Annotated in this window: 8 protein-coding genes and 1 riboswitch; all 8 genes read left to right on the top strand. The window is 44.4% G+C overall.

Annotated elements, in window-relative coordinates:
* The first annotated feature begins 1 nt into the window (after position 1).
* The 8 genes from fliB to OCV88_RS15210 all read left to right on the top strand — a co-directional run bounded on the left by fliB (position 2) and on the right by OCV88_RS15210 (position 14,483).
* Positions 2–1,156: a flagellin lysine-N-methylase gene (gene fliB / locus OCV88_RS15245; RefSeq protein ID WP_158426304.1), complete on the top strand. Its 1,155-nt coding sequence runs from the start codon at positions 2–4 to the stop codon at positions 1,154–1,156.
* 165 nt (positions 1,157–1,321) lie between these two features.
* A riboswitch (glycine riboswitch) is annotated at positions 1,322–1,415 on the top strand.
* Between the two features lie 215 nt (positions 1,416–1,630).
* The gene (locus tag OCV88_RS15240; protein WP_158426303.1) at positions 1,631–3,049 is read left to right on the top strand and encodes an alanine/glycine:cation symporter family protein; all 1,419 of its coding nucleotides are present in this window, start codon (positions 1,631–1,633) and stop codon (positions 3,047–3,049) included.
* A 375-nt stretch (positions 3,050–3,424) separates the two neighbouring features.
* Positions 3,425–6,883, top strand: coding sequence for a helicase-exonuclease AddAB subunit AddB (addB, locus tag OCV88_RS15235; RefSeq protein WP_158426302.1), 3,459 nt, complete (start codon positions 3,425–3,427; stop codon positions 6,881–6,883).
* Positions 6,874–10,467 carry a helicase-exonuclease AddAB subunit AddA gene (addA, locus tag OCV88_RS15230; RefSeq protein ID WP_158426301.1) on the top strand — a complete coding sequence of 1,198 codons (3,594 nt, stop codon included), beginning with the start codon at positions 6,874–6,876 and terminating at the stop codon, positions 10,465–10,467. Before addB ends, addA begins: the two co-directional genes overlap by 10 nt.
* A 37-nt stretch (positions 10,468–10,504) precedes the next feature.
* On the top strand, positions 10,505–11,131 hold the full coding sequence (locus OCV88_RS15225; RefSeq protein WP_158426300.1) for a Maf family protein: 627 nt from the start codon (positions 10,505–10,507) through the stop codon (positions 11,129–11,131).
* A gap of 91 nt (positions 11,132–11,222) precedes the next feature.
* On the top strand, positions 11,223–11,486 hold the full coding sequence (locus tag OCV88_RS15220) for a glyoxalase (RefSeq protein WP_158426299.1): 264 nt from the start codon (positions 11,223–11,225) through the stop codon (positions 11,484–11,486).
* A 31-nt stretch (positions 11,487–11,517) separates the two neighbouring features.
* Complete coding sequence (locus OCV88_RS15215; RefSeq protein ID WP_262591467.1) at positions 11,518–12,489, top strand: peptidyl-prolyl cis-trans isomerase; 972 nt, start codon at positions 11,518–11,520, stop codon at positions 12,487–12,489.
* A 446-nt stretch (positions 12,490–12,935) separates the two neighbouring features.
* Positions 12,936–14,483, top strand: coding sequence for a sugar ABC transporter ATP-binding protein (locus OCV88_RS15210; RefSeq protein WP_158426296.1), 1,548 nt, complete (start codon positions 12,936–12,938; stop codon positions 14,481–14,483).
* The last annotated feature ends 23 nt before the right edge of the window (positions 14,484–14,506 follow it).

The raw sequence follows: 14,506 nt of genomic DNA, 5'->3' as shown, positions 1-14,506 counted from the left end.
CATGGAATATACATATCCGTATTATTATAAACAATTTAAGTGTACAGCCCATCAATGCAGTGACACCTGCTGTGCGGGCTGGCAGATTGCCATTGACAAAAAGACTCTGAAAAAGTACAAAAAGGAAAAAGGACCTTTTGGAAATCGTCTGTATAATTCTGTTGACTGGCCGGAGGGGACCTTTTTGCAGTACGATCACAAACGCTGTGCGTTCCTCAATGAACAGAATCTGTGTGATATCTGTCTGGAGGCAGGAGAAGAGTATCTTTGCAAAACCTGCCGCAGATATCCCAGACACTATGAAGAATTTGAAAATCTGAGGGAAATCTCCCTGTCATTATCCTGCCCGGAGGCCGCAAGGTTGATACTTGGAACAAAACGGCCAATTTCTTTTAAGACCCGGGAGCAGGAAAGTGATACAGAAGAATATGATGTATTTGATTTCTTTTTATTTACAAAGCTTCAGGAAATACGGGAATTTCTTTTTGAGACGATCCGAAGAGAGGATATGTCTTTTGAGATAAAAACAGCTCTGATGCTGGCAGCAGTCCATGATCTGCAGAACCGGCTGAGCCGCCAGGAGCTGTTTGCGGTGGATGATTTATTAAAGCGTTACCGGCAGCCGGATTTTCCCGAAAAAATTCAAAAGAAGTGGAGAAGATACGAAAACCGCGGTGAAGTCAGGTGCTATCTGATGCATGGAATGATGTACCGGCTTCATCAGCTGGAAGTGCTGGATCCGGAGTGGGAGAGCTGGCTGAAAAAGTGTGAAGGGCTTTTGTATGAAGAAACGCCGCCAGGCATCTATATAAGCAGGAGAGAGGAGTTTTGTACCGCTTATGCTGACCGGAATTATGAATATGAAAGACTGCTGGAATATTTTATTTTCAGTTATTTCTGCGGGGCGGTGTATGATGGAAATGCTTTTGGGAAATTGAAACTGGCAGTGGTTCATACACTGCTGATCAGGGAACTGAATCTGGCTTCCTGGATGATAAAGAAAGAAGCGTATTCTTTCGAAGATCAGATTGAGATTTCCCATAGATATGCCAGAGAAATTGAACATTCGGATTTGAATCTTCATAAAATAGATAAGATGATGTCGGAAGATCCTTTTTTTGATCTGGACCACCTGCTGGTTTGTACGCTGGGATAAAAGGAATTAAAAAAAATCCTTGACTTTTTATAGAAATATCTGTATCGTAGTAAAGTATTGAATAGAAACAAGAAGAAGTTTGCAGGAAATTGATGTAATATCATCCGAAGGAGCAAAACTCTCAGGTGTCCAAAATTAGAAGATTTTGGATGAGGACTGCAAATGGATTGTGACTCTGGAGAATCTCAGACGTATTTGAGTGCCGAAGGTGCAAGGCTTTATTGCTTAATCTCTCAGGCAAAAGGACAGAGAAAGAATAGCAGTGGATGAAGACTGTTCTTTTTATGAGTGTAAAACCGGAGTAGAAACTCCGGTTTTTTTATGTCAAAGGAACGTCCTATGACATAAAAACGCTCCGCTGTGGCTCGCACTGCGGCGGAATGGAGTCATGTCGCAAAAGCAACCCGCCGCAGGCGGAGTATCCTGCCACAGCAGGATTCTTTTTATAAATAAAATAAAAGGGGAATTGAAATTATGTGGGAAACAATTAACAATGTACTGCAATCCGTTGATGATTTTGTCTGGGGTGTTCCACTGATGGTGTTAATTCTTGCCGGAGGAATACTGCTGACTGTCCGGATGGGCATCCTGCAGGTAAGACGCCTGCCGCTGGCTCTGAAATGGATGGTAAAAAATGAAGAAGGCGGCGAAGGTGAGGTAACTTCTTTTGGCGCGCTGTGCACGGCACTTTCCGCTACCATAGGTACCGGAAATATTGTCGGCGTTGCCACGGCTGTCTGTGCCGGAGGTCCGGGAGCTTTATTCTGGATGCTGGTGGCGGCATTTTTTGGAATGGCTACAAAATATGCGGAAGGACTTCTGGCTGTTAAATACCGTGTGGTAGCCAAAGACGGACATTCTCTTGGAGGGCCCTTCTACTATATTGAGCGTGGAATGGGAAAAAAATGGAAATGGCTGGCTAAGCTGTTTGCGTTTTTTGGAATCTGCGTTGGATTATTTGGAATCGGAACCTTTACTCAGGTGAACGGAATCGCATCTGCCATTAAGAACTTTTTTGATCCTGGCGGCTTACATACTATCACCATTCCTGGCATTGGAACTTATTCCTGGGTTGTTGTAATTGCATCTTTAATTCTGACCTTCTGCGTAGCGCTTGTTTTGATCGGCGGTATTAAGAGAATTGCAAATGTTTCACAGATTGTTGTACCGTTTATGGCAGTGGTTTATGTACTGTTCTGTGTGATTTTAGTAGTTTGCAACATTTCTGCTGTACCTGCGGCAATTGGAACTGTTATAGAGGGAGCCTTTAATCCCAAAGCGGTTACTGGAGGCGTTGTGGGAACTATGTTTATTGCCATGCAGAAAGGTGTTGCAAGGGGAATTTTTTCCAACGAAGCAGGTCTTGGTTCCGCACCCATTGCAGCGGCAGCGGCACAGACAAAGGAGCCGGTTCGTCAGGGACTTGTGTCCATGACAGGTACCTTTATTGATACAATTATAATCTGTACCATGACAGGACTTTCTATTGTCATGACTGGCGCCTGGAAGATGGAAGGCATGGAAGGAGTTCAGGTCACCACTTATGCGTTCCAGCAGGGGCTTCCCTTCCCAACGGAAGTAGCTTCCTTTATTCTGATGCTGTGTCTTGTATTTTTTGCCTTTACGACAATTCTGGGCTGGGATTATTATTCTGAGAGATGTCTGGAGTATCTCACCGGAGGAAGAACAAAAGCTATTACGGTTTTCCGCTGGATTTATATTCTGGCAGTATTTATCGGGCCATATATGACAGTGTCTGCGGTGTGGACCATTGCGGATATCTTTAATGGTCTTATGGCAATTCCAAATATGATTGCAATCTTCGCATTAAGCGGTGTTGTTGCAAAGGAAACAAGAAAATTCTTTCAAGCGAAAAAACATAAAATGAAGTGATAGCATTTTGAGAGGTCCCCTGTCTGTGGGGACCTTTTTGTCTCTCTATCGGAAATACCGTGTTGTGATAAAGCTGAAAAGTACCGATTCCTATAGAGCAAAAAACGCTTCAGATTGTTCTGAATCCATATTTTGAACAGGACGGATAAATAGTGTATAATAAAAATTAGTGTAGATGAATGTGCTTTGCACATTCTTTTTTACTCTATAGGAAATACTGTGTTGTGATAAAGCTGAAAAGTGCCGATTCCTATAGAGCAAAAAACGCTCCGCTGTGGATCGCACTGCGGCGGAGTGGAATCATGTTGTTTACACAACCCGCCGCAGGCGGAGAATCCTGCTGTGGCAGGTTTCTTTTTTATAAAGGAGAGATTTATGGCGCTGCATTTTTTGATAGGAAATTCAGGAAGCGGAAAAACATATACTCTGCATCAGACAATTTTACAGCAGGCGAAAAAGGATCCCAGGCGCATGTTTTATGTGGTTGTTCCGGAACAGTTTACCATGCAGACACAAAAAGAGCTAGTGTTAAGACAGCCGGAGCAGGCCATTATGAATGTGGATGTGGTGAGCTTTGACCGGCTGGCCTACCGTATTTTTGATGAGCTTGGAAAAGGCAGTCTTTCTGTGCTGGAAGATACCGGAAAGAATCTGGTGCTTCGGAAACTGGCGGAAGATCATAAAAACAGCCTGACAGCTTTAAAACAAAATATCAGCAGAATGGGTTATATTGATCAGATGAAGTCTCTGATTTCGGAGTTTATGCAGTATGGTTTGACTCCAAAAGATCTTGAGGATGAGCTTTTGGCATTATCCAAGAATGGAGCATTGTACTATAAGTTAAAGGACATGCTGCTTTTGTACCGGGAATTTGACCGGTATTTAAAAGATCGTTTTGTGACATCGGAGACACTGCTTTCTGTGCTGGCAGATTGTGTGGGAGAATCTGAGCTTTTAAAAGGGGCAGTATTTGCTTTTGACTGTTTCACTGGCTTTACTCCGGTACAGATGAATCTGATGCGTGAACTTATGAAGGTGTCCGGGGAGTTTTATGTAACTGCCTGTATGGATATCCAGGGGGAGCTCTACAATGACAGGGGAATTCAGGAACTGTTTTATATGAGCCGTAAAATGGTCCGAAGCCTGACAGGCATGGCCGGAAGGCTGGGAATTACCATAGAACAGCCAAAGCTGCTGGACGGACGCCTGGGGCGGTTTTCAAAAAATCAGGTGCTGGGATTTCTAGAAGAGCATCTGTTCCGTCCTGGGTATTATGTTATGGAACATGCCCCGGAGGAAAGAGACAGATGTCCGGCATTGTCCGTGTACAGCCTGGCCAGCCCGAAGGAGGAGCTGATTTTTGCTGCGGCAAAGATTCGGGAGCTGTTAGAGTGTTATAATTACCGGTATCAGGATATTGCCATTGTCAGCGGCTGTGCAGATGTGTATGAGAAATATGCAAAAGAAGTATTTGAAACCAGCGGTATTCCGTACTTTTCTGATGAGAAAGAAAACGTGCTGTTTCACCCCTTTACGGAGTGGGTCCGGGCTGCGCTTTGGATGGTGGAAAAGGATTTCAGTTACGAAAGTGTATTCCGTTATCTCAGAACAGGACTTTCCGGTTTTGAACCCGATGAAATTGATGTGGTGGAAAATTATGTGCTGGAACGGGGAATCCGGGGATTTCGGCGGTGGAAGGAGAAATGGGTCCATCTGCCGGGAACAAAGACATCTGTGCTAAAAAGCCAGGAGGACGGGCTGCAAAAGCTTTGTAAGCTCAATAGCTTCAGAGAACGATTTGTAACGCAGATTATGGATTTTCGAACTGCGCTAAAGGGAAGAAAACGTACAGTGCGCAGTATGTCGGAGGCGCTGTATCAGCTGATGCTGTCCCTTCATATGCAGGAACAGTTAAAGGAAAAACAGGAGCAGTTTGAGGCGGAAGGTCAGGAAGTCCAGGCGGCGGTGTATGCTCAGATTTACCGGGTAGTTATTGACCTGCTGGATAAGATTGTAGATCTGCTGGGAGAGGAGACCACCACTGTCCGGGAGTATGCGGATATACTGGATGCCGGATTTACTGCGGCAAAAATAGGAACTATCCCTCCCGGTGCAGACTGCGTGATTCTTGGAGATATTGAGAGAACACGTCTAGACCGCGTGAAGGTAGTTATTTTTCTGGGGCTTAATGACGGTGTTGTCCCAAAACAGGCAGACCGGGGAAGTCTGCTTTCCCAGTATGACAGGGAGCTGCTGGCAGACAGAAACATAGAGCTGGCTTCCACTGCCCGGGAACAGGTTTTTCTGCAGAAGTTTTATCTATATCTGAATATGACCAAGCCCTCTGACGCGCTGATTATGACCTGCGGCAGAATGGACAGTCTTGGAAATGCCAGGAAGCCCTCTTACCTGGTGGGAGCTATCTGCAGGATGTTTCCTTTTTTACAGGTACAGGAATTAACACCGGAGGATTCAGACAGATACCTGACGGCCGGAGATGTTATGAAGCAGTATGTAAAGGGACTGATACTTGCCAGGGAAGGACAGATTACAGGCGAGTGGAAGGGGTTTCATCACTGGCTTTTAGCTCAGCCTGTGTGGGCGGACCAGACACGCCGGCTGTTTGATGCTGCGTTTGCCTGCTTTGACGGAGAAGGTTTGAATACAGAAACAGCGAAACGGCTCTATGGAACCACACTTCAAACTTCTGTTTCCAGGTTTGAGTCCTTTGCAAGGTGTGCTTACGCCCACTTTCTGGAATATGGTCTGAAGCTGAAAGAACGGCCGGAGTTTACATTTGAGACAGCGGATATGGGAAACGTGTTTCATGGGGCCCTTGAATGCTACAGCCGGAAAGTAAAAAATGAAAACTTAAGCTGGTTTGATATTACAAAAGAGCAGCAGAAGCGGCTGTTAAAAGAGGCTGTTACAGAAACGGTTCTTTCCATGGATACCAGTGTTTTGGAGGACAGCAGCCGGGGGCGTTATATGATAGAGCGGATTCATAAAATTCTGGAAAGAAGCGTATGGGCCCTTACTGCACAGATACGAAGGGGTGTTTTTCATCCTGGAGAATATGAGACATTATTCCGGCGGGAACTGGAGCTGTCTCAGGGTCAAGAAAGGTTAAATGAGCAGGAGAAAATCATAATCCGGGGAAGAATTGACCGGATTGATACCTTTGAAAATGAAGATCAGATTTATCTGAAAGTCTTAGATTACAAGTCCGGCAAGAAAAAGTTTCAGCTGTTGAACCTATATTATGGGCTTCAGCTGCAGCTGATGACCTATATGAATGAGGCCCTTGCAGGAGAAAGAAAAAAGACGCCGGATAAAGATGTGATTCCGGCGGGAGTACTTTATTATCATCTGGAAAATCCTATGGTGGAGCTGTCCGCGCAGGCCTCTTCGGAAGACATAGAAAAAGCCGTTCTGGAAGAATTAAGACCCGAGGGGCTTATTAATCAGGATCCTGCTGTGATTGAAAAACTGGACAAAGATCTGGAAGGAAAATCAAGAGTTATACCCGTTACACTGAAAAAGGACGGGACATTAAGTTCTAGAGGATGCTCTGTGGCCAGCAGGGACCAGTTTGAAAAGCTGGGAAGATTTACAGAAGCAAAAATCAAAGAAAGTGCAAGGCAGATTCTGAAAGGAGAAATCAGCCCCAAACCTGTGGTTTTAAATGATCAGGATGGATGTCAGTACTGTCCCTTTGCCGGTGTCTGCCAGTTTGATTTACGGATACCGGGGTACGAAAAAAAACAGCTTGAAAATCTGGCAGAGGAAGAGATCTGGAGACGGATGGATGAGGAGGAAACGGAATGGAAATGAGATGGACAGCAGAGCAGAAGCAGGTGATAGGACTGCATCAGCGTAACCTTCTTGTTTCGGCGGCAGCCGGATCCGGAAAGACAGCCGTGCTTGTGGAACGGATTATCCAGATGATACTGAATCAGGAGCATCCCATAGATATTGACCGGCTTTTAGTGGTGACTTTTACCAATGCGGCGGCATCTGAAATGCGTGAACGCATCGGCGCAGCCCTTGACACCGCATTAAAGGAACAGCCAGATAATCTGCATCTGCAAAGACAGGTAACTTTGGTTCACAATGCACAGATATCAACCATTCACAGCTTTGGGCTGAGTGTCATACGCAATCATTTTTATGAGATTGGTCTGGATCCCGGTTTTCGGATTGCCGATGAGCGGGAGATCAGTATGCTTAAAGAGGATGTGCTTGATGAGGTGCTTCATGAGGCTTATGAGGAAAAGAGAGAAACTTTTCTGTATCTTATAGAGAATTACAGCAATACAAAGAACGATCATAATATCCGTCAGATGCTAGGAAGCCTGTTTGAATATTCAGACAGTTATCCCTGGCCCGAAGAGTGGCTGGATGAGAGTCTTTCCATGTATCAGTGCAGTTCTCTGGAGGAAATGGATGCACTGCCCTTTATGGGGGAATTGTTTGCATGGCTGAATCAAATGATACAGTCTTTGCTTCAGACGGAAAATCAGATGTTAAATATTGCACAGCAGGAGGATGGCCCGGTCCTCTATCTGGAAGCAATATATGATGACATCCACAGGCTGGAACAGTTAGAGGGACAGAAAAGTTATAAAGACTGGTATAAGGCGCTGCAGGATTTCTCTTTTCAGGCTCTCTCTAGAAAAAAGCAGACTTGTGATCCGGAAAAGAAAAAAAAGGTTCAGGATCTCAGGGACAAAGTAAAAAAACAGCTGACAGTTTTAAAGAACAGTTATTTTGCTTATCCGCCGGCTCAGCAGCTTCAGATGCTTCAGGATGAGAAGATTCCTATGGAAGAGCTGGTACGTTTGGTAAAATTATTCAGGAAGAAGTTTGCTCAGGAGAAAGGGGACCGGAATATTCTGGATTTTTCGGATATTGAACATTTTACCCTGAATATTCTGGTGGATTCTGAAACTAAAAAGCCCACGGCAGCAGCAGGGGAGTATCAGCAAAGGTTTGCGGAAGTTATGGTAGATGAATACCAGGACAGCAATTATGTGCAGGAAGCCCTGATCCGTGCTGTTTCAAGAGAAGAGAATGGGGAACCGAATATTTTCATGGTTGGAGATGTAAAGCAGAGTATTTATCGGTTTCGTCTGGCCAGACCCGAGCTTTTTATGGAAAAATATAACCAGTATACCATTGAAGATGGAAAGTATCAGAGAATTGATCTGCATAAGAACTTCCGGAGCAGACAGGAAGTGCTGGATTTTACCAATGAGATTTTTGATCATATTATGGATGTGGATATGGGAAATATCGCTTATGATGAAAAGGCGGCATTATATCCGGGGGCGGCTTATGAAGAGACGAAAGATCCAAAACAATACCAGGCGGAGCTGGCGGGGATTGTTCTCTCTCTGGACCAGAAGGATAAAGTCGAAGCAGAGGCCCGGTATACAGCCGCAAGGATACGTAAGCTGGTGCAGAGTACAGAGTTTGACTATCAGGATATTGTAATACTGGTGCACGCTCTAAAAGGCTTTAGCGAAACTTTTGTGCGGGTATTTTCAGAAGAGGGGATTCCTCTTGTGACCACATCAAAGTCGGGATATTTTTCAGCTATAGAAGTACAGACTGTAATTCAGTTTTTGAAAATCCTGGATAATCCAAGACAGGATATCCCTCTGGCGGGGGTTATGTCATCGGCAATCGGCGGATTTTCAGCAGAAGAGATGGCAGATCTTAAAGCAGCATTTCCGGAGAAATCTTTCTCAGAAAGTGTTCTGGCCTGGAAGTCGCTCAATAAGGAGGAATGGGAAAAACTGCTGGAAAGCAGTAAAGACAGAGGTGCAGATGTTCAGAGAATTCAGCAGAAGATAACAACTTTCTGGGAGCTTATTGAAAAACTCCGGGAGTTAGTTCCATATACCCCTGTTCATGAGCTGATTCAGCAGATTTACCGGGAGACGGGATATCTGAACTATGTAACGGCGCTGCCCGGAGGGCGGCAGAGAAAGGCGAATCTGGATATGTTTTTAGAGCGGGCCATTGCCTATGAAAACACCAGTTATCAGGGGCTGTTTCATTTTATACGGTATATTGAACAGATGCTCAAATACGAGATGGATTACGGAGAGGCGGAGCTTGTCAGCAGCCGGGACCATGCGGTACATCTTATGACCATACATAAAAGCAAGGGGCTGGAGTTTCCGGTAGTATTCTTGTGCGGCATGGGAAAGGAATTTAATCTGATGAGCTTAAATGCTCCCATGATTTTTCATCCTCAGTATGGCGTGGGGATGCGCTGGATGAACGGACAATACAGGGTGAAGTGTTCTGGTATTTCCCGGCAGGTATTTGGAATGCTGGAACGTAAGGAGCTTCTGGGAGAAGAGCTGCGTCTTTTGTATGTGGCCCTGACCAGAGCCAGAGAAAAACTCATTTTGACAGGAATCATAGATGAGAAGAAATCCTTTACGCCATGTCCTCTGAAAAAAGGAGAAAAGCTTCCCTTTGTGCAGCGGACAGAAGCCAGGTGTTTCTGGGACTGGGTGCTTCCGGTTATTCTGTCCAACGAACAGCCCTGGGAGCTTGAGATAATTAGAGACTATGAGCGGGCTGAGATGGAAGCGGATAAGAAAGCGGAGCTTTTTAACAGCCGGGAGAAAATACTTGCGGCCTTGTCACAGACAGATTCCAAAGCGTTGAGTTTGTGGGATGAGAGGATGTCCTGGAAATATCCTTATGAAGCCTTTGGAATTATAAAGCAGAAAGTGTCAGTCTCTGAATTAAAGCACAGATATATGGAAGAGCAGATAGCTGCCCAGGCGGCAGAGTTTTATCCGAAACAGGACGTGATTCCGTATCTTCCGAAATTCGCAGACAGAAAAGAGGAAGAGAATGCAGGAGCTCTTAAAGGGACGGCCATGCATCGCTTCCTGGAGTGCTTTGACTTTGCGGGACTATTAAACTGCAAAGGTTTACAGGCCGGTGACTGGGTGGAGGCAGAGTTTGACAGGATGCGGCATATGCATCTGATAGATGAAGCGCTGGCAGTTCGTCTGGACATAAAGCAGCTGACGGCTTTTGCCTCATCTGATCTGGCCTTTGAGATGGCTAAGGCCCAGAAGGAAGAAAGACTCTACCGGGAGCGTCCTTTTGTGATGGCTCTGCCGGCGTGTCAGGTATGGGAAGAGGCCAAGGGAGAAGAGCCGGTGCTTGTGCAGGGAATTATAGATGTATTCTGGACCGGAGAAAAAGGCATAACACTGCTGGATTATAAAACAGATGCGGTATCAAATGGCGGGGAGCTGGCGGGAAGATACCGAAAGCAGCTTCTGCTTTACGGACAGGCGTTAGAAAAGGTGTTTCCGCAGATGAAGGTAGAGAAAATTTTTCTGTATTCCTTCCGCCTTGGGTCTGTGATATCCGTTGAATAAAGAGCAAGACTTGAAAGAATCAAGGGGGAATTTTAGAATGGAATATCAATGGATTTTAGCGTCGGCATCTCCTAGAAGAAGAGATCTGCTGAACCAGGTGGGGCTTTCCTTTCGGGTGATGCCGGCCGCAGGTGAGGAAAGCATCAGCAAATCAAGTCCGGATCAGGTTGTCATGGAACTTGCCCGGCGGAAGGCAGAAGAGATTGCGTCTCAGCTGTCAGATTCTCCGGGGAATTATGTGATAGTAGGCGCTGATACGGTGGTGGTATTTAAGGAACAGATTCTGGGAAAGCCCGGGGATGAGCAGGATGCATTTCGGGTATTATCCATGCTGTCCGGGCAGACACATCAGGTGTATACCGGGGTATCTGTTATTCTTTTGTATACCGGAAAAAAACAGGTTCATACCTTTTATGAAGCTGCAGATGTGACGATGTACGATATCAGTCCGGAGGAAATACGGGACTATATCCAGACGAAAGAACCTATGGACAAGGCTGGTTCTTATGGGATACAGGGAAAGGGAGCCGTGTTTATTAAAAAGATCCACGGGGATTATAATAATGTAGTAGGTCTTCCTGTTTCACGACTGTATCAGGAACTGAAAAAATGGCACCCGGAAATATTTAAAAATCATTGCACAGACGGGGTTTTGCCTTTATGATAGTAACAGAATATTGTCAGCAAAGCTGACCCGAATGGTGCACTAAGTCTCACAAGAGCGAGACTTGAATGACAAAATAAAGGAGTATGTGATGTACGAATATGATGAAATGTGTATTCAGGTTTTTCTGGAACAACAGCTGAAGTTGTTTCCAAAAAAAGTTGCAAAAACACAGGAGGAAGCAGAAGATTTTTTAGAAATGTGTATGGCAGTGGTCTGCAAAAATATAAAAGAGGTGCGGGAATATCTGGAGGAGGCAGGTGCGGATATTGCCGGAATGACCAAAGAAGACCTGGAAGAAGCCCAGGAAGTATTTGCTCTGCCGGACGGACGTTATCTGGTAGTGGATGCGTGATAACAGCAGAGTTAGAAAAGGAATTGCTGAAATGAAAGTAAAACAATGGATTACATGGGGCGCTGCGGCGGTTTTAACTGCAGCAGCGCTGACGGGATGCGGTATTGGAAAAAAGAATGTATTTAAGATTGATAAAGAGGCCTGTACAGTGTCGGAAGCCAAAGTATTTCTGGTAAATTATCAGAATCAGTATGCGGACCTGTACGGGGTGAATCTATGGGAATCTGATCAGAAGGAAAAACTGGAGGTTTACATAAAAAATCTCACGGTGACAAAGCTGGCGGAGATTTATACTATGGATCTGATTGCCAAAGATAAGGGGCTTACGCTTACGGAAGCGCAGATGAGCCAGGCAGAGGATGCGGCAAAGGAGTATTATAAAACGCTGAATGATGCGGAAAAGAAATATTTTGGTATTTCAGAAAAGGAACTGACGGATTTGTATGAAAGATATGCCGCTGCCCAGATGACCTATCAGTCGCTGACAGAAAACATAGATCAGGAAGTCAGCGACGCAGAGGCACAGGTTATGAAAGCCCAGCAGATTTTTGTAAAATCGGAGGACACCGCAAAGAAAATAAAGCAGCAGCTGGATAACGGAGAGGATTTTGCGCAGCTGGCGTCTTCTTACAATGAGGCTGCAAAAACAGATATTAATCTGGACAAAAGCCAGTTAGAGGAAGAAAACCAGGAAGATATTTTTGCATTAAAGGACAATCAAATCAGTGGGATTACAGCGGAAGATAACGGTTATTATATTTTCCGATGTGTGAAAAGTTATGACGCAGAGCTTACCGAAAAGAATAAAGAGAAAGTATTAAAGAGCAGAATGGAAGCTGCGGTGAACAGCACCTATGATACATATGTAAAGGAAGCGGATTCCAGATTCAATGAGGAGATCTGGAAGAATGTAGAGCTTGACACCAGCGGAGAGTTAAAAACCGGAAGTTTTTTTACTGTCTTTGAAAAATATTTTGGCGGAGAGAATACTCTAGAAGAATAAAAAGTAAAAAGTGAAAGAAATGAAAAAGGAGCTGAAGTTATTTGGCTTCTTTTTTTGCTCTTTAGGAAATACCGTGTTGTGATAAAGCTGAAAAGTAGCGATTCCTATAGAGCAAAAAAACGCTCCGCTGATGATCGCACTGCGGCAGAGTGGAATCATGTTGCTTGCGCAACCCGCCGCAGGCGGAGAATCCTGCCGTGGCAGGATTCTTTTTTGTGCTTTCTAAATCAAATGTTTGAAATACCAGAAAATGTAAATTTACATTTTAAAACCCTTTAATAAAGCAATGATGTGAAAGAAAAATTATTTAAATTATATAAAAAATATTGAAAATAATAGACTATATTTACAAAAAACACAAATCTTATTGACCAAAACAAGATTTGTGTTATAATAATGATATGAAAATTTACAGTAAATAATCATAAAAATGAAAGAGGGATGACATGGAAGCTGTATTGGAGATGAAAAAAATTACAAAGCGTTTTCCGGGAGTGGTAGCTCTTGATCAGGTCAGTCTGACTGTGCATAGAGGAGAAATTCATGCGCTGATTGGCGAAAACGGAGCAGGAAAATCTACCCTGATGAAATGTCTGCTAGGTATTTATCAGAAGGATGAAGGTGAGATTATTTACAAAGGCAGGGAAACGGCGTTTAAATCTCCACACGATGCTTTAAATGCGGGAATTTCCATGATCCATCAGGAACTGAATCTTGTTCAGACATTTACTGTTGCAGAGAATATCTGGATGGGAAGGGAAGGAAAGTTTGCAAAGGCCGGAGTCATTGACACCGGATTGATGAACCGGAAGACAAAAGAGCTGCTGGAACGGCTGAATATTTCAGTGGATCCTTCTGCCTATGTCAGCAGTCTGTCGGTGGCAAATATGCAGCTGATCGAGCTGGCAAGAGCGGTATCCTATGACGCTGATATTATCGTAATGGATGAGCCCACATCCGCTCTGGCCGACCAGGAGATTTTGCTGCTTCATGGCATTGTCCGGGATCTTGTAAAAAAAGGAACCGCGGTTATTTTTATATCCCACAAATTAGAGGAACTGTTTGAAATCTGTGACAACATGACAATTATGAGAAACGGACAGTTTGTGGCCACGAAATCCTGTAGAGAGATCACTATGGATCAACTGATCGGACTTATTGCCGGCAGAGAAATAGATGATGTTTACATAAAGGATCAGTTCGAAAAAGGAAAAGTTAAAATCCGGGTGGAAAACCTCTGCGGAGACGGATTTTCAAATGTATCTTTTGAGGTGCGGGCAGGAGAAATCTTAGGGCTCTGCGGACTGATGGGAGCGGGACGTTCCGAGATTATGCGGGCCATTTTCGGGATTGATCCCATCCGGTCCGGGAAGATATATATCAATGATCAGGAAATAAAAATTACCAGTCCCAAAGATGCCATTGCCCAGGGAATTGCCATGGTAACGGAGGACCGGCTCAGAATGGGAATCTTACAGTCCATGAGCATATCCACAAATATTACGCTGCCCAGAATTAAAGAGTATGCCAGGGCCGGTTTTATGAACAGCAGGAAGGAGCTTTGGGATTGTGAGCAGATATCAGAAAAGCTGCATGTAAAAAAAGCCTCATTTTCAGACCCTATTGCTTCTTTATCCGGAGGAAACCAGCAGAAAGTAATTCTGGCCAGGTGGCTGTTAAATAATCCTGAAATTCTGATTCTGGATGAACCTACAAGAGGGATAGATGTGGGTGCGAAGTCAGAAATTTACAAAATTATGAATGATCTGGCCAGAAATGAGGGGCTTGCTATTCTTATGGTATCCTCTGAGATGCCGGAAATCCTGGGTATGAGCGACACCATTGCAGTAGTCAGAAATGGACAGATTGTACATATGGAAGAAAACCGTGAGGGACTTTCGGCAGATGATCTGCTCCAGTATGCATTTGGTGTTTCTGAGGAACGGGTTAAAACAGGTCAAAAGTGTCTGAACTATAAGGCATGTGATGAATAAAACAACAAATAAGGAGGAAAAAA

This window comes from Brotonthovivens ammoniilytica (assembly GCF_025566885.1).
Classification (GTDB): Bacteria; Bacillota; Clostridia; order Lachnospirales; family Lachnospiraceae; genus Brotonthovivens; species Brotonthovivens ammoniilytica.
This window is presented reverse-complemented; position numbering and strand designations above follow the sequence as displayed.